We start from the raw sequence: 16,766 nt of genomic DNA on the forward strand, positions 1-16,766 counted from the left end.
CCACAATCTCCCTTATAAAAGTTGATGAGAAACGTTTATTAGTGGAGTCGTTATCATTGTGTCTGCATGCCAGAGAATAACACTCTTAATCTGTTTCACCTCCCGTTCTCGTTCGTGCTCCCACAGCGGGTGGCGGTCGAGCGGGGATACTTCGAGGAGGAGGGGGTCGACGTCGACCTGATCGAGCGGGATAGACGCTCCGTCGAGATCAAGTACATTCCCGCCGAGGAGACGCTAACCGGCGACTACGAGGTCGATCTCTACCCCGTCTGCAAGTGGGAGAGTCTGAAGCGAACGTGGGGGATGGGAGACGGGAAGGTCGTCGCAAACGGGACCTTCGCCGACCAGCCCTACACCGTGTTCACCCGATCGGAGACCGCCATCGAGTCGCCGTCCGATCTGGCCGGCGTCGAGGTCGCCGTCAACCGCCGCACCGGCCAGGAGTACACCGCGATGCGAGCCCTCGAGGAACACGTCGCTCCCGAGGACGTCCACCTCGTCCACTACGGGATGCCGACCGACCGACTGCGGGCGCTACGGGACGAGGAAGTCGACGCCGTCACGCTGCTGGATCCCCAGTCGACGCTGGCCGAGCAGCTGGGATTCGAGCCCGTCCTCGAGTTCGAGAACCACATGGGGATCGTCGGTGGCGACGCCGTCGACACCGAACTGCTCGAAGCGTACGTCGCGGCCTACACCCGCGCCGTCCGTGACATCAACGCCGATCCCGAGTCGTTCCGGGAGGAGTACCTCGAGATGCTCGAGAAGGACGCCCAGGTCGCACCCGATCTCTTCGAGGACGTCGACATGGACGCCCTCCGAGAGCAAGTGACGGTGCCGCGCTACGAGGTGCCGGACCTGGCCGATCGTGAGGATCTCGGGACGCAGCTCGAGTGGATGAAAGAGCGCGAACTGATCGACGACGAGGCCGAGATCGACGCCATCGTCGCCTCGCTGGGGTGATCAGGATGGCGGAATCCACTACCGTCGACATCGAGAGTCAGCAGGCCGAACTCGACACCTACCACGACGAGCCGGGCGATCGACCCGTCCTGCGGGCCCGCTTCGAGCACAACGGGAGTCCACGGTACATGCTGTACACGATCAAACGGCTCGGGCTCGATCACGAGCACGGCTTTCATCTCGACGTCCAGCTCGTCTCGGATTCCCTCGAGGGTGGCGTCGAGACCGTCGAGGCCAAACTGCAAGAGGGCGACGCCGACCTCATCGACATCGACTACATCTCGACGGCCCGCGAGCGTGCCGACGGGGCGCCAATCGTGGCGATCCACCCGTACGGACGGACCGTCGGCGGGCTCGTCACCCCCGAGGACTCCCCGATCGAGGACCTGACCGACCTCCGGGGGCGTCGGATCGGCGTCGTTCGCCGCCTCGACAAGAACTGGATCCTCGTGCGGGCCGCCTGTCGGGAGCGCCACGGGTTCGATCCCGACGAGGAAGCGACCCCCGTCGAGGCGGGCTCGAAGGTCGAACTCACGCGGATGCTCCGGGACGGCGAGGTCGAGGGGGTCCTCCAGTTCTGGCCGATCGTCCCCGAGATCACCGAAACGGGACCCTATCGGGAGGTGTTGCCGATGGCCGAACTCGTCCAGGATCTCTCCGAGACCGATCGGAAGCTGCCGATCTCGACGTTTCTGACCAGCGAACAGTATCTCTCGGAGAACCCCGACGCAGTACGTGGATTCAAGGGTGCCTACCGGGACGCCGTCGACCGACTGACGAGCGACGACGAGCTCTGGGAGGACATCGGCGAGCGCCTGATGTACGAGGACGACCCCGAGATCGTCCGAGCCGTCCGGGACGGCTGGCGGGAGATGGTCGTCGCCGACTGGGACGCGGAGACGATCGACGGTATGGATCGGCTGTTCGACCACCTGCTCGAGGTCGCGGGCGCCGACGCGCTCGGCGTCGATCACGTGCCGGACGACATGTTCCGGCTGGAGGTGTGACGGATGGAGCCACTCACCTTCCAGCTCAACTGGGAACCCAACGGGTTCCAGGCGCCGTACTTCCTCGCTCGCGAGCGGGGGTTCTACGAAGAGGAGGGGCTGGACGTCGCCTTCCTCGAGGGCCACGGCTCGCCGTTCGCCGCCGAGCAGGCGGCCAAGGGAGAGGCCGATATCGCCCTCGCCGGCGCCAGCGCCGTCCTCTCGGTACAGAGCCAGGGTCACGACCCCCTCGCCGTCGCGGCGGTGACCGCGAAGACGCCGGCGGCGATCTACACGCTCCGGGACGTGTTCGGTGAGCCCCTCGAGGAGCCCGAACAGCTGGCCGGACGCACCGTCGCTCCCTCCGCGACGAAGACCAGGATTCTGACCGCTCAGCTCCTCGAGGACGTCGGCATCCGCGAGGAGGTCGACCTGCTCGAGGTCGATCCCCACACCCACCACCGCGTCCAACATCAGGTGCTGGACGGCAGCGTCGACGCTGCCGTCGGCGTCGTCACAAACGGGTTCGAACTCGAGGACGAACACGATCGGGTCGCCGATGAGCTGCCGATCGGGAACCACCTGCCCGTCTACGGGATGACGCTGGTCACCAACCCCGCCTTCGCCGACGAGGAGTCAGCTACCGTGAGCGCCTTCCTCCGGGCGACCGCCCGCGGCTGGGCCGAGGCGACGGCCGATCCGGAGGCTGCGATCGACGCCCTGGTCGCACGGAACGCGACCCTCGAGCGACGACGCCGGATCGAGCGCGAGAAGTTCGAGACGGCCGCCCGGGACCTCCAGTTCAGCAGCCACCTCGAGGACGCCGGCTGGGGGAACCACGACGGGGAACGCTGGCGACGCCTCGCGAGCGCGCTCGCCGAGACCGACCTCCTCGAGGGCGAGATCGATCCCGACGCCGCCTGGACCAACGACTACCTCGATCCGGACGCGCCAGTCGTCCGGGAGTACGCAACGCGGGTGAACACCTGACGATGGACGCCGTCGATCACATCAACGTCGACGTCGACGACCTCGAGACGGCGTACCCGTTCTACCGCGACGTCCTCGAACTATCGGTTCGGCGACCGCCCGAGGAGTTCCACGGCGAGCACGCGATGTTTACGGTCGGCGACACCGTCCTGACCCTCGTCGAGACGGGACGGGCCGACGGCTGGGCGTCCTCGGACCTCGAACACCCGCTGGACAAGGCCCACCTCGCGTTCGAGACCGATCGGGCGAGCTACGAGGAGTACGTCGACGAGCTCGACGGCCAGTTCCCGAACCAGGGGCCCTACGACTGGGACGAGTTCGAGGGGTTTTACTTCCTGGACCCGGACGGAAATCTGCTCGAAGTGATTACCTACGACCCGCCGGACGGCGAACGCGATCGGCCGTTGCTTACCCACGACGATGTCGCTTGAATGCCGGGCGAACGGCCGGAGCACGTGGCTCGTACGTCGACGAGGCGTGTCGGAACGGGGACGACGGGTGTTCGAGGACGGCCTGCACCTTCCGTTCGGAACGAGCGATCGGGGATCCCAAGGTCACGCGGTCTGATAGGGGCCGTATGACCGACGACCGCAGTCGCTGGAACGAGAAGTACGGCGATCCGGAGTTCGAGCTGCCCGAGGACCCGATTCCCGAGCTCGAACACTGGATCGAGACGCTGCCGGACGGCCGCGCGCTCGACGTCGCGACCGGGACCGGTCGCAACGCGCTCTATCTCGCCGAGCGCGGGTACGACGTCGAGGCGGTTGACGTCTCCGACGAAGCTCTCGAGCTGGCACGGGACCGAGCCACGAAGCGGGGCGTCGACGTCGACTGGATCCGCACAGATCTCCAAGAGTTTGAGTGTGAACGCGGTGCCTACGATGTGATCACGGTGAGTTTCTTCGCCGCGCTCGAGCACCTGCCGGAGCTCAAAGAGGCGCTCGCGCCAGGCGGGGTCCTGGTGTACGAACACCACCTGCGTTCGGCCGACGACGTCGAGATCGGACCCTCGAGCGATCGCTACCGGTACCGCTCGAACGACCTCCTCCGGTCGTGTCTCGATCTGACGATCCTGCACTACGAGGAGCGCGTTCGCACCGTCACTGACGGCACCGCAGCGGTCGTGACGATGCTCGCGCGAAACTCGAGCGGCGGAACGCAGTCGTACCCCGATCTCACAGAACGGCGCGACTGACCGTCACGACGAACGGCCCGGCGTTCTCGTCCGATTCGGATGCGGTAGAGAGATGTGCCAGACACACAGCGGAGAGTCTTAGATAAGAACCTTAGATGAGAGTGTTAGATGAGAGTATCAGATAGGTGCCCCAGAGAAATATCTTGGAAAGGAAACATGGATGGTGGCAATGTAAGCTACCAGGGCGCGCTAGCCGAAGACTCACCAGTTCTACCGGGAAACGGTGCAAGCGTCGCCAATAGAGACGGGGAATCAGCGTCGCAACCAAATTCGGGTAAGAGCCTTAGATAAGAGTCTTAGATAAGATCACCACCTGCGTAACGTACCTGTCAATCATAGACTAGTTGTCTGACGTACTTTCATAGCTATGGAGTGTCTCCGAGAGAGTATGCTGTCGTATACGGTTTACTCCGAGGCAGGGGGCGTCGGAAAGTCCTCGCTGGCGGCGAACCTCGCCGTCGCGCACGCTCGAGCCGGACTCGAGGTGCTGGTCGTTCCACTGGACCCCCAGGATGGCGATCTCAGTCGACTGCTCGGAGTCGATGAAGGGCGATCGGATCAAGACGTCGACAACCTCGTTCGTCACCTCGTCGATAGCGGGAAGGGATCGTTCGACGAACTGGTTCGATCCGCCGAGGACGTCGACGTCGTCCCGGAGCACAACATGCTCTCGGATCTCTCGAATCACCTCGCCCGCGAACAGCGGAAAGCCGAGGAGCTCGGCGACGCGTACAACATCTACGCGCAGCTCCAGCGGGTGCTCCGGGAGGGAGACGTTGCCGACGAGTACGACGTCCTGATCTGTGATCCGCCGGCGACCGAGTCCGATCACCTCTACAACGCGATCTACGCGACCCGAAACCTCGTGCTTCCCGTCGAGCCGAGCGCGAAGGGGCGGGCCTCGGTCGACGGCCTCGAAGAACTCGCGAGCAACTTCGCCGACCAGATGGGAATCGAGGTCGGCGTACTGGCAGCCGTGCCCAACGGGTTCAAACGGACGAACGATCAGGCGGAGCTGATCGAGGAGATCGAGTTCCCCACTCCGGAGATCATTCCCGACCGGACCTCGCTGATGGAGGGCTGTTGGAAACAGCAGTGTTCGGCGTTCGAATTCGTCCGCGAGCATCGTGACCGTCGCCGCGAGTACGAACTCGAGACGCTCGCACAGTTCGATCGGCTCGCCCGCTACCTGGAGGTCCAGGCCGGGATCGACGCGCCTAACCCGCCGGAGCCGGGTGCGCTCGAGGAGGTGCCGACGGCATGAGTGGGTTCAAAAGCGGCGCGAGCAGCGACGATCCGTTCGGTACCGAGACGGAACCGGAGGACGGAAAGGAAGCGGACGAATCGACCGACGCCCAAGCCGAGGCCGGACCGTCCTCTGAAGACGACACGAAGCCGTCGACGTCGGACTCGGGGACGGAGTTAGAATCACGATCGACCGCGGACAGCGAGTCGCACACCGACGACGGAGGAGGGGCCGCGCCGGCAAACGGCGGACTGCCCTGGATCTACAGTCGGGACAGCATCTCCGACGACCGCCCGAAGACGGTTCAGCTCCACCTCCAGGAGTCGACCCTCGATCACCAGCGCGAGACCCGCCGGAGTCTCGAGAGCGAACTCGGCGAGTCGGTCAAGAAAGCCGACCTCCGGGAGGCTGCACTCCTCGTGGGTATGACCCGAACCGACGAGGTCGCGGACGTCCTGCGCGAGTGGGGGTACGACTTCGGGTGAGAGCACGATCGTCGGAGGTCCCGATTCCGAAGCGGTCGAACCCCGAGACAGAAAGGATCGAGAAGCGTTCTATCTGATCAGAAGGAGATCGGCCCTCGGAACGATACACCGTATGATGCGATATGGAACCGTCACGAGTTCGACCCACAAACGCTTTGATGGTGAGGTCTGCGACGGTTAGGTAGCGAAGAGTTGGCACAGTCTCCGCGTTTGTATCCGCTTCTCCCCGTGTCTATTCGATCTTTGTCACAGCTATCTTGTTCTCTTCCAGCAATACCAGGACCGGTCGTTTCCGTAAAGGCGTCATCCATCTCGGACACTCCTCCACAGCGTTCAAAAACGCGGTATCATGGCTTCGATAGCTCTTTGATTCTCCGGGTTTAGGTATGAGTCCGATCGTCACCCGCTCTGTGGAGGTCACTCTGAACCGACACCAATTGGGGTCGCCGCATTGAATTGGGATTTATGCGCAATACTTTTATGGTGGCGCCACCAAGTCAGTCTTGTATGTCGACCGAAATACAAAGCCCCGTAGCGTTCGACTACGAATGGGAGTACTCGCCACGAGTAACCACTCTGTTCGGTCTTTTCGCGTTCGTTGCTGTCCTTGGCTGGTTAGTGACAGTCGCCCTCACGGCCATTCATCTGTTCGCGATCCCAGCAATACCACCGGACGCGCCGGTCCAGGGAAGTATCGAGGTAATCACCAGTCCGTGGGCATACGTCCTCGGAATCCCGCTCGCGACCCTCGGTGGATTCTACTACCTGACGACGATCGGGTTCGCACTCTGGTGGTTCGATACCCGACACCCGCTGCTCATCAAAATCCTGACGCCGATTACGGCGAGCGGCGTCGTGTTCTCGGCGTACTTCGTCTACCTGCAGCTGGGCGTCATCGGCGAGATCTGCCCGTTCTGCATGATGTCCGCAGCGGCGACGGTCATCCTGTTCGCTCTCGAGTTGCTGATCCTGCAAAAGAGCACGACGCCGTCGCTGTCGAGCATGGGTAGCGACCTCGGGCGCGTCCTCGGGGGAACGAACTACGCCGTCGTCCTCCTCCCGATCCTCATGGGGCTGGTCACGATCGCGGCCCTGTTCATGGTGCCGTTGCTGCCGCTCCCGGAGGTAGTTCCGTTCGCCTGAATTTCCTTGCTATTCGGGATCGTTGTCTCGTCGAGACGGCGTGTACCGTCGGTAGTGGATTCGAAGTACTGAGAGTGAGTGAGTTTCGAAACGCCGAAAGAGAGGTCCGATCCGCGACGACACCGTTCGTCCTCGTTTCGGTACGAGAGGACTCGGATCGTACGCCGGAATTCTGTCGCAAGCGGACGAGATTCCGACGGTTCGGTCGAACACACCTCGTTTCCGGTGAAATGAAGTCTACCTATTGAGCGCCTGAATCCAATAAAGATTGGTGTCAGATCGAGTTTCACCGGAATTCCGGTGTGTCCGACCGAAGTGTGTCGGACTAAGCGAGACACTGTCTTTCCGGTGGAAATCGGGGCGAGTGGGGAGGAACCAGCAGTAGAACAGCTGTGTTCGTCGATTACGCGAGCAAAGATTCAGAGGAGATCTAACGCCATCCCTGGAACCGTACGGACGGGAGAGATACACCACGTTTCCGGTGAACGACCCACACCACGTTTCCGGTGAATCAGGCGCCTTTCGTCGCAGAAACGGCCGGACCACTTACTTCCGAACGGAACGGCAGTTCGAGAACTACTCAACCGTGTCCTCGAGGACGTTTTTGACCACTTCGGGGTCCTCGAGGAGGGTGTGTTCGGTGTAGCTTCCTTCGGCGCTCCCACCGCTGTGGCGCGTCTGTTCGAGAATATCGAGAAACGCGTGCTCTTTGAGCAGATCGCGAACGCGACGAAGCGAGAGGGCGTCGGTTCCCTCCTGACGACAGATCTGTTCGTAGACGTCGTAGATGCGCGTCGTTCTGAACCCGCTGTTCTCGACGCCGCCGTCCTCGCGTTGCTGGTCGAGCGAGAGCACTGTCAGCGCCTGGAGGACGTACCGCGAATGGGGCGTCGAACCTCGGATGAGTTCGCGGAACCGATCGATCTCAGCGCGCTCGCGCGCCTGGACGACGAACTCCTCGCGAACCGTTTCCGTCCCTCGCGTCTGTGCGATCTCGCCGGCGTATCGAAGGATGTCGATCGCCTTGCGTGCGTCGCCGTGTTCGCGGGCCGCCAGCGCTGCGGCCCGCGGGATCACCGCGTCCTGGAGGACGCCCTTGCGGAACGCGTCGCTGCGTGCGGTCATGATCTTGTTGAGCTGACTCGCGTTGTACGGCGGGAAGACGAACTCACGCTCACAGAGGCTCGATTTGACCCGTTCGTCCATCCGATCCTTGTATTTGATCTTGTTACTGATCCCCATGACGCCGATCTTGCAATCGGTTACCTTTCCCGCCTCGCCGGCCCGGGAGAGTTGCATCAGGATTGCGTCGTCCTCGAGTTTGTCGATCTCGTCGAGGATAATGAGCGCGACGTCGTACTCCTCGTTGAGCAGACGCCAGAGTCGCTTGTAGTAGGTCGCGGTGCTGATTCCCTTGTCTGGAATGTAGATATCGGTCTCCTCAGTGTTGACCGAGCTTGCGATCGTCTGGACGGCTTGGGTCTCGGTAGTGTCCTGTGCGCAGTCGACGTACGCGAAGACCGCGTTGATGTCCTCTTCCTCCGCGGTTTCGACGAGCCGTCTGGAGATATACTTCGCACAGAGGGACTTTCCGGTACCGGTCTTTCCATAGATCAACACGTTGCTCGGGCTCTGGCCGAAGATTGCAGGATTGACGGCGTTGGCGAGGTGACTGATCTCCTCGTCCCGCCCGACGATCCGGCCCTCGTCCGGAAGGTGGCTGATTTCGAGGAGTTCCTTGTTCGTGAAGATCGGATCCTCCCGGACGAACAGATCATCGGACTCCGGCATTGATTCAGACACCGTGTTTCCGGTGAATCGACTTGAGGGTTTCGGCGTACGGAGTCTTCCGGCCGCACACACACACCACGTTTCCGGTGAAATCGGCTCCGAAGGTGGGTGGGGTGGAGAAGAAACGGGGGTTGTCACGAGCACCGATCCAGATATACGAGGAAAGAACCTGAGGCGCAGGTGAATTCGAGGAGATGATCTAAACGTGAGAGACGGTGAATTCGGCTCGAAGCGACGGCTCTTCCAGTGACCAAGGTCACTCCTTTTAGAACGTGATCTAAGCAATGGACTTTATGCACTACTACCTAATAAAACCACTAGAAGTACGGATAGAGATGTCTATAATATACAACAGAAATCTCCTGGTAATCGTCGCCAAATACGTCCTCGACCCCCTCCTTCTCAACCCGTTTCACCGGAAACGCGGTGTGTGTGTGCGAACCCGATCTCCCTTCTTTCGGGTCCTCTCTTTGACCCGACTTTCATGCTACTGACTGTACTGACTGCAACGTGTTACTGACGGCAACGTCTCTCAAACGCAGAGGTCTCTTGAGCACGCAGTACAGAATCAAATTGAACTGTCGTGATATTTGCAACTTTTGACCACTCGCGAGAAGTCGTTGATCTTTGACCGCTCACGAGAAGCCGTACTATTCGTCGTGAGTTTCCCTGCCCCGACTCATTCAGTCGCGAACTCAATTTTCAGTCACGGGTTCGCTTCGACGAGCTCCGCCTCGCCGTAGGTCTCGTCAACGGTCGTGACGCGGACCGTCGCCTCGATCGCCGCGATATCAGCCTCGAGAAAGAGTACGAATCCGTCCTCGGTCTTACAGACGAGCGTCCCGTCGGCCTTCTCGTCGACGATATCGACGGTCACCTCGTCGCCAGGTTCGGGTTTTCCGCCGAGGGGTTCTCCGCATCGCCAACACTCGGCGTCGTACTCCGCGGACCCTTCGGGCGCGTTACTCGCCCCGCATCGGGGTGCGTCGCACTTGATGAACGAATCGTGTTGTCCCGGTTGATATCGTCCCACACCGCCATCGTCGCTACCGTCTCTCAAAAGCGTGCCGCTCGCTTGCTCCACTGGAATCGCACGGCACCGACGCAATTCGGCTGCGTTCCGTTCGTTCGCCTTCGTTCGGAGCGTCCATTGGATCGCTACCGTGTCGCCACTGAATCGCTATCGTGCCCGAGGACTCGCCCCAACGCAGCCCGTCGTTCCCAGATCGGCTGCATATCGCGACGCGTTCGGCGGTAGTGGTCGTACAGCTCGTCGTACGTTGCTGCGACGTCTCCATCGGGTCTATAACGCTGCGCTATTTCCCCGAGTCGAGAGTCGGCTTGCTCGAGGGAGGGTTCGATTTCGAGCCCAACCGCGAGCAGCGTCGCTGCACCCTTCGCTGCGGGATACTCCGCTTCGGGGACGAGTAACTCGACCCCAAGGCAGTCCGTGAGCAGATCACACCAGAACGACGAACGGCTTCCGCCGCCGGTGAGAAACACCCGGTTCGGCGCTTCAGGGAGGTGTTCGAGACAGTCTCGAACCGCGAGACTGAGCCCCTCGTAGACGCTGCGGACGACGTGGGAACGATCGTGTCCCGGCTCCAGTCCGACGAATCCGGCGCGAGCGGTCGGATCGGTAAACGGTCCTCGCTCCCCGGTCGAACTGAGATAGGGGAGAAAGAGCACCCCTTCCGAACCCGCGGGTGCCGACGCGGCGATCGGTTCGAGGACCTCGATCTCGTCGTCTTCGAGGATCTCCTCGCACACCCACTCGAGGCTCGGTGTCCCCGCATTCGAGCCGATCGCGGTCGTCCACCGGTCCCCGATTCCGAACGCCATCCCGATCCCGCGGTCACCAACCCCGGGAGACTCAGTGATCGTCTGGGTGAACAGCGACGTGCCAAGCGAGACCACTCCGTCGCCCGGTTCGACCGCACCGGCACCGACTGCCGAAGCGGCGACGTCGATAGCTCCAGCCACTACGGGCGTCCCTTCGGGAAGTCCCGTCCTTGAGGCGGCGTCGCCCGCTACCGTACCAACGACGTCTGTTCCCGACCGGATCTCGGGAACGAGGACGCGGTGCTCCGAAATACTCGCACTCTCGAACACCGTCGGGTTGAACTGTCGGGTCTCGCGATCGAGAAACGGCACCGTGGCTTCGGTGTAGTCGGTCCCCTGGACACCGGTTAGCTCGGCGACCAGCCAGTCCTTACACGAGAACGCGGTCGTCGCCCGTTCGAGCGCCTCCGGTTCGTGCTCGTCGAGCCACGCGAGGACGGGAAGTGTCATCCCAGGGTAGACGGGAGATCCGCACGCGCTGACCAGCGCGTCCATCGTGCCGTCGTTTTGCCACGCCTCGATAATGGGGGCAGCTCGACTGTCCGACCACAGCACGGCGTTTCGTACCGGCTCCCCGTCGCCGTCGATCAGCCAGCAGCCGTCGCCCTGTCCCGTGACGCCAATTCCAGCGATCTCGACGTCCTCGTCGAGCGCCGCAACCACCCGCTCGATCGTGTCGGCGACACGGTTCCATACTCCTCTCATCTCTTGTTCCGCCCATCCGGGTTCAGGATGGGTAACCGATTGCGTCTCCGTCGCAGCCGCGAGGACGTCACCGTCGGTGTCGTATGCGACGGTCGTGACGGCGGACGTCCCGGCGTCGATTCCCAACAGCGCTCTCATGGATTCGTCGACGGCCGGGCGACTATTGAATTCCTCCGGTTGATCGGAGCGCTCAACTACATAACCGTGCTATCGAGTGTTTTCCGTCCGGTTTGTGGCCGTTTCGGCGCTGATAGATAGCTCACCGTTCGGCTCTGTCTCGGATGCGGACCACTCCCAGCGCTTAACCTTCTCGGGCGACTCTCTCTACTCGACCGATGAAACGTCCGACCCGCCAGAAACAACGCGACGAGCAAACGAAGAACAACGAGACTGAGCAGGAGGGCGTTCGGGCGTGTCCCGAGTGCGAGTCGACGGCGCTCGTTCGAAGCTCGGACGGCAGCGAAGTGAGCTGCGAGGACTGCGGCCTCATCCTCGAGGAGGAGGGAATCGATCACGGTCCGGAATGGCGCGCGTTCAACCAGTCGGAACGGGACAGCAAATCCCGCGTCGGGGCGCCGACGACCCAGACGATGCACGACAAGGGATTGACGACGACGATCGACTGGAAGAACAAAGACGCGTACGGACGTTCGCTGTCCTCGGAGAAGCGCAGCCAGATGAGCCGGCTCCGAAAGTGGCAGGAACGAATCCGAACGAAAGACGCCGGCGAACGCAATCTCCAGTTCGCGCTCTCCGAGACCGATCGGATGGCCTCGGCACTGGGTGTCCCGCGTTCGGTGCGGGAGGTGGCAAGCGTCCTCTATCGCCGCGCGCTCGACGAGGACCTCATCCGGGGTCGATCGATCGAGGGCGTCGCCACGAGCACGCTGTACGCGGCCTGTCGTATGGAAGGAATCCCGCGATCGCTCGACGAGGTTGCGGCGGTCTCGCGGGTCGATCGGATGGAGATCGGACGGACGTACCGCTACATCTCCCAGGAGCTCGGTCTCGAGATGGAGCCGGTCGATCCAAAGAAGTACGTTCCGCGGTTCTGTTCCGAACTCGACCTTCCGGAGGAGGTCCAGCTCAAAGCGAACGAGATCATTACCACGACTGCCGAGCAGGGGATGCTCTCGGGGAAATCGCCGACCGGATACGCCGCGGCCGCGATCTACGCGAGCGCGTTGCTGTGTAACGAGAAGAAGACCCAGCGGGAGGTCGCCGACGTCGCGCAGGTGACCGAAGTCACGATCCGCAACCGTTACCAGGAACAGATTAGCGCGATGGGGATCCACGACTAGCGGCTCGGCCGACTTTACCTCATCTAAACCGGGCCCCACCACGGATGTACGCGAATCGGTAGCCCTGTCCGTCAGAGCACGAGGAGCGTCACACCGAGGACCGCCAGTACGGCAGCGACGAGTCGGATACGGAAGTAGCGCTCGCCGAGCAATACGCCGCCGAGGACGACGGCGACGACCAGTTTCGGGACGTCTGCCCTGATCCGGTCGGCGGGTTCCGAACCGCGCTCGGGAGCAGTACGATCGCAACTCCGGACAGAAGCATCGGTACCCAGAGCGTTTCCGGGATCGCGAACTCCTGTAAGGAAACGCGTTTCCCGAGGTCGCTAACTGTTTGACATCCTCCTCCGCGTTCACGCGGAGGAATCCTGAGCGCTGGAGATTTCAGGTTTGCAGTCTCACCGAACCCCAGTACGGTGAGAATCCGTGTGGGGTTCACGGACTGTGGCGGGTGGGACTGCTGGGAGTGCCAGGCCCCCGATACTCCTACCCTCCGTCGTGTTCAGACTCCCGGAGTTGTTTTCGCCTCGCGGGAGTCCGGCAGACTTCAACGGACTCAGAGTTACTTTCGTCGGGCGTACACCAGCCAACTCCGCGACCGATTCTGTGAGAATCGGGTGGTCATCGACTAGTTCCAATTACTGTCTGATTGCTTGGGACGGACAGGCCGCCATTGTAGGACTGGAGGGAATCGGTCCATTCCCAGCTGATTCCTACCCATACGTAGGATTGATTCCCAGTTGTCGGATTCGTCTCCTTGTATCTCTGATAACGCTCTCAGACGAACGCTGCGATGATCGCAAACCCCAGACCGGATCTATCGCTTGAGCAGAGGACTCCCCGGATTAGTAACCACTCGATAGCCAGCAATATTGAAACATCTATACGTAAACATGTATGATAAGGTATGAGAAAATTCGAGTCATATTTCGGCTACCAGACCTTTAGCTCCGGATCAACTCAGAAAGATAGTATTTTATGACTGTATTAGTATTGTTACTATGCTCAATCTAGATCAACGATGACAGAGAAACCAAACACGCGACGACGCTTTCTTGCACTGTCAGGATCGGCAACGCTTGCAGGACTTGCCGGCTGCACCGACCGACTCGACTTGGACGCGTCCGAGGACGACGAGACCGGATCGTCGAACGAACCGCGCTCCGAAAACGACGAACAGGGCGAGACCAACAGCTACGAGCCGCCGACGCTGACAGTCGAAACTGAGTACGACAGCCGCGAGGAGTTCCGCCAGCCCGGGGAGTCGTTCGACGACTTCGAGGACCTCGACGTCTGGGAGACGATCGAGGGAACTGCGGAGCCCGACGAGGACACGGTCTTCGACGGCAGCCAGAGTCTCAAACTCACTGCCGAGGACGGGGAGAACGTCATCGTCGAGCGGTCGATCGAGACGGCGGACCTGACTGACTACGAGCTTTCCCTCGCTGTTCGCACCTCGACCCCGTCGAACGTGGCGATCGATATCCGTCTCGTCGACATCTACGGCGGGTACGCCCACCACCAGCTCCGGAGCGTCACCTACCGCACGCCGGATATCGGTTGGTTCCGGACGAACCCGGGCGTCTTCGAGGAGAGCACGACGCCGCTCGAGCGGGACGTCGTCGACGAGATCCAGCTCATCGTCTACAACACCGGTGACGCGGAGGTGTGGGTCGACGATCTCCGTCTTCACGAAAAACCCGAGAAGGGGTACGTGGTGCTTTGCTGGGACGACGGCTTCGCGGATTTCTACGACACCGCGAGCCCGCTGCACGACGCGTACGGCGTCAACGCGGTTCAGGCTGCCGTCAGACAGTGGACGCGCGGGCAACGCGACGGGGTTATGACTACTCAGCAGCTCCTGGAACGCCAGGAGGCTGGCGACCAGATCGTCGCACACGGCACCCATACCCACCTCGCGGAGATGGATCCGGAGTCACTCGAGGATAGCCTCCGACGGGACAAAAACTGGGCCGTCCAGAACGAGTTCGAGGGCGGTCACTACATCGTCTACCCGCACAACAGCTTCGACCAAACTGTACTGGACGTCGTCTCCGACTACTACTACGCGGGCGGATTCAACCAGTCGGGCGACGTCAACCTCACCGGCGTCCACGGGTTCGATCCACTCGTTCTGCCACGCACGATCGGCCACGACCTCGATATCTCGATGCGGTGTGTCGACCTCGCCGCCCGACACCGTCAGTGTTCGATCCTGAACTTCCATGCCTTCGATCTGGACAATACCCTCGACGAGAACGAGTACGAACGACTGCTCGAGCACATCGAGAGCAAGGGTGACGATCTCGAGGTGATCGACTTCGACGACCTCTGGACGATGCGACGAAACGGTCACTAATCGGGGACAATCCGGATCGCTCTCACTAGTGGCACGGTTTAACAACCCACGAAACGTACTACCGGTCGGCATGAGTCCCGACCAAACCCCCCCGTCGGCCGAAAACGAACTCAGAAACAAGGAAGAAACCGAGATCCCGATTGGCGAACCCCCCGAGCCCGACCGGCGCGGTCACAACATGTGGCGCTGTGGCGAGTGCGGGGAGATGGGCCGGTTTAGCGAGACTCTTCCCGACGAGTGTCCCGCCTGCGAGAGTCCGAAGGAGGAACTGTTCTACTGGGAAGAGGATTAATCGCCCTCCCCGTTCGATCCGTCGCGTCCGCTCGAGGAACTCGGTCCGACTCTCGATGCATCCGCGATGGTCGTTCCGGTCGGTGCCGTCCGACCGCAGACGTCATTCGGTACGGAACCGGATCGAAATCCCGTCAGGGCCTTCGACCTCGAATCCTTTCTCCTTCGTTTCGACCGCGATTCCCCGCTCTCCGAGTCCTCGTCGAGCTGTCTCGAGTGCCGTTTCGTCGGGGAGGACGAACTCGAACCACGCTACTCCCCGACCCTCGGCCGGTCGCGATCGTCCGTTCCAGACGTTGACGCCGAGATGGTGGTGGTAGTCACCCGCGGCGAGAAACAACGCTTCCGGGACCGCCGTCTGGACGACCAGTCCGAGTGTGTCAACGTAGAACCTGCGGGCCGTCTCGAGGTTGGTCGTCTCGAGGTGAACGTGACCGACGACCGTTCCGGCGGGGACGCTCGCGGCACCGTCCGATCGCGCTTCGATTGCCCCGAGATCGAGAGGTCCCGTTCCGATCCGTACCGTCCCGTCGTTTCGTCGGGGCCACTCAGCTCGCGGTCGATCGGTGTAGATCTCGACGCCGTTGTCCTCCGGATCGGTCAGGTACAGGGCCTCGCTCACGTGGTGGTCCGAGGCTCCATCCAGTTGCCACCGATCGCGAACCCGCTCGAGCGCTGCACCCAGCGCGGTCCGTGAAGGAACTTTGAACGCATTGTGGAACAGTCCGGCGCAGTTCCGTCCTCGCGGCGCCGCGTCCTCGTCCGAAACGAGGACGAGTAGCGTGGTTTCGCCGTCGCCGAGCTCGGTCGTCGTCTCGTCGCGAGTCAGAACCTCGAGACCGACGACGTCCCGGTAGAACTCGGTCGTGTCGTCGAGGTCGGCCACGACCAGTGCGGTGCGGCCGATCCGTGCGGTGTCGGGTAGGGTGGGTTGAGTCGCCATGTGGTTGATAGTAGCTAGTTGTTAGGTGCTATGTACCTTGGCTGATCGGCACATAATGACGGAGTTGAGCAAAGAGCATTCTCTCGACGTCGGTGTTACTTTCGGCCTCGATAACCGTCGAACGACGCTACGGCCGTCGAGAACTCCCTATCGCGAGTTTTCGGATGACGGACGTAGGCGTGGGCTCGATGGACACTAATACGAGCGGTGGTCTCGTTGGTTCGAACCGTTCTACACAGCAGTATGCGTAGCTTTGTACTGCTTTCGGCGGCCCAGAGTCGTCACTTCTAGGATAGCTCCGTACTGATAAAATCTCGATCCTATATTTTGAATGATATGATGGTGCGGGATTCTGTGTTCTCGTAACGAATCGGAGCTCCTGGTCGTGGAGTACAGCTTTAAAACATTGAAAGAGATTCCGCTCCCGGCTCGAATGAGGCTCGAACTGGAGGAAATCGATGGTTTCTGGTTCAGGAGGTGACTCCTGGTAGCGCCGATATACGAGTCTGATCACTGTTTCATCGAC

The 16,766-nt window shown here is 61.5% G+C and carries 15 protein-coding genes and 1 pseudogene; 11 read left to right on the forward strand and 5 right to left on the reverse strand.

The window, feature by feature from the left end; all coding sequences use genetic code 11:
• The first annotated feature begins 66 nt into the window (after window positions 1-66).
• The 8 genes from NATOC_RS05820 (at window position 67) to NATOC_RS05855 (ending at window position 7,008) form a co-directional block, all read left to right on the forward strand.
• The gene (locus NATOC_RS05820; protein ID WP_015320503.1) at window positions 67-963 is read left to right on the forward strand and encodes an ABC transporter substrate-binding protein; all 897 of its coding nucleotides are present in this window, start codon (window positions 67-69) and stop codon (window positions 961-963) included.
• Window positions 964-968: 5 nt separating this feature from the next.
• Complete coding sequence (locus NATOC_RS05825) at window positions 969-1,970, forward strand: ABC transporter substrate-binding protein (RefSeq protein ID WP_015320504.1); 1,002 nt, start codon at window positions 969-971, stop codon at window positions 1,968-1,970.
• 3 nt (window positions 1,971-1,973) lie between these two features.
• The gene (locus NATOC_RS05830) at window positions 1,974-2,939 is read left to right on the forward strand and encodes an ABC transporter substrate-binding protein (protein ID WP_015320505.1); all 966 of its coding nucleotides are present in this window, start codon (window positions 1,974-1,976) and stop codon (window positions 2,937-2,939) included.
• Between the two features lie 2 nt (window positions 2,940-2,941).
• The gene (locus NATOC_RS05835) at window positions 2,942-3,370 is read left to right on the forward strand and encodes a VOC family protein (RefSeq protein WP_015320506.1); all 429 of its coding nucleotides are present in this window, start codon (window positions 2,942-2,944) and stop codon (window positions 3,368-3,370) included.
• Between the two features lie 146 nt (window positions 3,371-3,516).
• A complete protein-coding gene (locus NATOC_RS05840; RefSeq protein ID WP_015320507.1) occupies window positions 3,517-4,134 on the forward strand; it encodes a class I SAM-dependent methyltransferase in 618 nt (205 codons plus the stop codon).
• Between the two features lie 388 nt (window positions 4,135-4,522).
• A complete protein-coding gene (locus NATOC_RS05845; RefSeq protein ID WP_049888889.1) occupies window positions 4,523-5,398 on the forward strand; it encodes a ParA family protein in 876 nt (291 codons plus the stop codon).
• Window positions 5,395-5,865: a hypothetical protein gene (locus tag NATOC_RS05850; protein ID WP_015320509.1), complete on the forward strand. Its 471-nt coding sequence runs from the start codon at window positions 5,395-5,397 to the stop codon at window positions 5,863-5,865. Before NATOC_RS05845 ends, NATOC_RS05850 begins: the two co-directional genes overlap by 4 nt.
• 507 nt (window positions 5,866-6,372) lie before the next feature.
• Window positions 6,373-7,008, forward strand: coding sequence for a vitamin K epoxide reductase family protein (locus NATOC_RS05855; RefSeq protein ID WP_015320510.1), 636 nt, complete (start codon window positions 6,373-6,375; stop codon window positions 7,006-7,008).
• A 576-nt stretch (window positions 7,009-7,584) separates the two neighbouring features.
• On the opposite strand, the gene NATOC_RS05860 is transcribed toward NATOC_RS05855, so the two are convergent.
• The 3 genes from NATOC_RS05860 to NATOC_RS05870 form a co-directional block, all read right to left on the reverse strand.
• Window positions 7,585-8,799: a Cdc6/Cdc18 family protein gene (locus NATOC_RS05860; RefSeq protein WP_015320511.1), complete on the reverse strand. Its 1,215-nt coding sequence runs from the start codon at window positions 8,797-8,799 to the stop codon at window positions 7,585-7,587.
• Between the two features lie 706 nt (window positions 8,800-9,505).
• Window positions 9,506-9,832: a TRAM domain-containing protein gene (locus NATOC_RS05865; protein ID WP_015320513.1), complete on the reverse strand. Its 327-nt coding sequence runs from the start codon at window positions 9,830-9,832 to the stop codon at window positions 9,506-9,508.
• 125 nt (window positions 9,833-9,957) lie between these two features.
• A complete protein-coding gene (locus NATOC_RS05870; protein ID WP_015320514.1) occupies window positions 9,958-11,484 on the reverse strand; it encodes an FGGY-family carbohydrate kinase in 1,527 nt (508 codons plus the stop codon).
• A gap of 197 nt (window positions 11,485-11,681) precedes the next feature.
• On the opposite strand from NATOC_RS05870, the gene NATOC_RS05875 reads away from it, so the two are divergent.
• The gene (locus tag NATOC_RS05875) at window positions 11,682-12,647 is read left to right on the forward strand and encodes a transcription initiation factor IIB (RefSeq protein WP_015320515.1); all 966 of its coding nucleotides are present in this window, start codon (window positions 11,682-11,684) and stop codon (window positions 12,645-12,647) included.
• A gap of 71 nt (window positions 12,648-12,718) precedes the next feature.
• Here NATOC_RS05875 and NATOC_RS23265 read toward each other — a convergent pair.
• Window positions 12,719-12,987: pseudogene (locus NATOC_RS23265) on the reverse strand (EamA family transporter); the annotation flags it as partial.
• A gap of 681 nt (window positions 12,988-13,668) precedes the next feature.
• Here NATOC_RS23265 and NATOC_RS05880 point away from each other — a divergent pair.
• Complete coding sequence (locus NATOC_RS05880) at window positions 13,669-15,006, forward strand: polysaccharide deacetylase family protein (RefSeq protein WP_015320516.1); 1,338 nt, start codon at window positions 13,669-13,671, stop codon at window positions 15,004-15,006.
• Window positions 15,007-15,076: 70 nt separating this feature from the next.
• Complete coding sequence (locus NATOC_RS05885) at window positions 15,077-15,298, forward strand: DUF7130 family rubredoxin-like protein (protein WP_015320517.1); 222 nt, start codon at window positions 15,077-15,079, stop codon at window positions 15,296-15,298.
• Window positions 15,299-15,400: 102 nt separating this feature from the next.
• Here NATOC_RS05885 and NATOC_RS05890 read toward each other — a convergent pair whose 3' ends face one another.
• Window positions 15,401-16,240, reverse strand: coding sequence for a VOC family protein (locus NATOC_RS05890; protein WP_015320518.1), 840 nt, complete (start codon window positions 16,238-16,240; stop codon window positions 15,401-15,403).
• Window positions 16,241-16,766: the final 526 nt, after the last annotated feature.

Origin of the sequence: Natronococcus occultus SP4 (assembly GCF_000328685.1) — an archaeon.
Lineage (GTDB): Archaea > Halobacteriota > Halobacteria > Halobacteriales > Natrialbaceae > Natronococcus > Natronococcus occultus.

What these genes read in the sequence shown, in the direction of transcription:
- NATOC_RS05885 (WP_015320517.1), top strand. Translation starts at nt 15,077, where the DNA reads ATGAGTCCCGACCAAACCCCCCCGTCGGCCGAAAACGAACTCAGAAAC.
- NATOC_RS05860 (WP_015320511.1), bottom strand. Translation starts at nt 8,799, where the DNA reads ATGCCGGAGTCCGATGATCTGTTCGTCCGGGAGGATCCGATCTTCACG.
- NATOC_RS05875 (WP_015320515.1), top strand. Translation starts at nt 11,682, where the DNA reads ATGAAACGTCCGACCCGCCAGAAACAACGCGACGAGCAAACGAAGAAC.
- NATOC_RS05820 (WP_015320503.1), top strand. Translation starts at nt 67, where the DNA reads ATGCCAGAGAATAACACTCTTAATCTGTTTCACCTCCCGTTCTCGTTC.
- NATOC_RS05835 (WP_015320506.1), top strand. Translation starts at nt 2,942, where the DNA reads ATGGACGCCGTCGATCACATCAACGTCGACGTCGACGACCTCGAGACG.
- NATOC_RS05830 (WP_015320505.1), top strand. Translation starts at nt 1,974, where the DNA reads ATGGAGCCACTCACCTTCCAGCTCAACTGGGAACCCAACGGGTTCCAG.
- NATOC_RS05870 (WP_015320514.1), bottom strand. Translation starts at nt 11,484, where the DNA reads ATGAGAGCGCTGTTGGGAATCGACGCCGGGACGTCCGCCGTCACGACC.
- NATOC_RS05845 (WP_049888889.1), top strand. Translation starts at nt 4,523, where the DNA reads ATGCTGTCGTATACGGTTTACTCCGAGGCAGGGGGCGTCGGAAAGTCC.
- NATOC_RS05840 (WP_015320507.1), top strand. Translation starts at nt 3,517, where the DNA reads ATGACCGACGACCGCAGTCGCTGGAACGAGAAGTACGGCGATCCGGAG.
- NATOC_RS05825 (WP_015320504.1), top strand. Translation starts at nt 969, where the DNA reads ATGGCGGAATCCACTACCGTCGACATCGAGAGTCAGCAGGCCGAACTC.
- NATOC_RS05880 (WP_015320516.1), top strand. Translation starts at nt 13,669, where the DNA reads ATGACAGAGAAACCAAACACGCGACGACGCTTTCTTGCACTGTCAGGA.
- NATOC_RS05855 (WP_015320510.1), top strand. Translation starts at nt 6,373, where the DNA reads ATGTCGACCGAAATACAAAGCCCCGTAGCGTTCGACTACGAATGGGAG.
- NATOC_RS05890 (WP_015320518.1), bottom strand. Translation starts at nt 16,240, where the DNA reads ATGGCGACTCAACCCACCCTACCCGACACCGCACGGATCGGCCGCACC.
- NATOC_RS05850 (WP_015320509.1), top strand. Translation starts at nt 5,395, where the DNA reads ATGAGTGGGTTCAAAAGCGGCGCGAGCAGCGACGATCCGTTCGGTACC.